The organism is Leucobacter sp. M11, from assembly GCF_035726885.1.
GTDB lineage: Bacteria > Actinomycetota > Actinomycetes > Actinomycetales > Microbacteriaceae > JAPFRB01.
The window spans coordinates 151,665-152,602 of sequence record NZ_JAPFRB010000005.1; the positions used below are offsets into that span (position 1 = coordinate 151,665).

Below are 938 nucleotides of genomic sequence, written 5' to 3' on the forward strand. Positions count from 1 at the left end.
TCGACGAGCAGATCGCCGGGAACCCGGACTCCGTGACGATGGTGAACACGCTGGAGCAGCGTCACGATGCCTATATGCGCGACCTCACGCTCCGCTCGCCGCTCGTCTCCGATGACGGCACCCTGCCGACCGCGGACCAGCTCGGCGGCGAGTTTGAGCGCTTCCTGCAGGACCAGCGCGGCGGCGAGGCCCCGCCCTTCGGGGGATTCGCTGACCCCGAGCCGCCAACGACCGGCGACTAAGCGGCCGGGCGGGCCGTCCCCTCGGCCGCGGCTGACACGGTTCGCGCCGGGTGCGCCCCGTGCGCCCCGCGTCGCTGGCCCGGCTCCTCCGCACGCGACGGAGGCGGCTCTTTCCGGGCCGGGGGAATGCACGGGCGGATTCGGGCGTTGAGTCAAGGGCACGGCGTGGCCGGTCACAGGGCCGCCAAAATCCGTGCGATAATAAGGACAAGACCCGGTCAAACCCGGTGCGCCAGCCGCTGTGAAATCAGCGATTCGCGTACAGGGGCTTGACATGGGTTTTTCGTAGTTTGCCTGAGTGTTCTGCTGGGTCCCCGTTTTGGGGTGCCCGGGAGGCACCGAGACAGAGAGGCGGAACCGTGGCCGAGTCATCCACGCCCACGAAGAAGCGCACGCCATCGCCCAAGGCCGCCCCGGAGGGAACCGAGCTGAACGAGAAGACTGCCACCGCCGCGACACCGGCCCCAGCGAAGCGGGCCAGCACCAAGACCGCGGGGGCGAAGACGACGGCTGCAAAGGCAACCGCCGCGAAAGCCGCCGCAGCCGAGGCCACGGGGGCTGCGGTCGAGACCGACGCCGCCGACGCCGAGGTCGCTGCCCCGGCCAAGAAGCGCGCCCCCGCAAAGAAGACCGCCGCCGCCGCGAAGGCTCCGGCCGCGAAGAAGGCCCCTGCGAAGAAGCGGGCGACTCGCGCAA

At 70.7% G+C, this 938-nt stretch carries 2 pseudogenes; both read left to right on the forward strand.

Annotated elements, in window-relative coordinates:
* Positions 1-242, forward strand: a pseudogene (locus OOT08_RS16050) (PAC2 family protein); the annotation flags it as partial.
* Between the two features lie 359 nt (positions 243-601).
* Positions 602-938: pseudogene (locus tag OOT08_RS16055) on the forward strand (hypothetical protein); the annotation flags it as partial.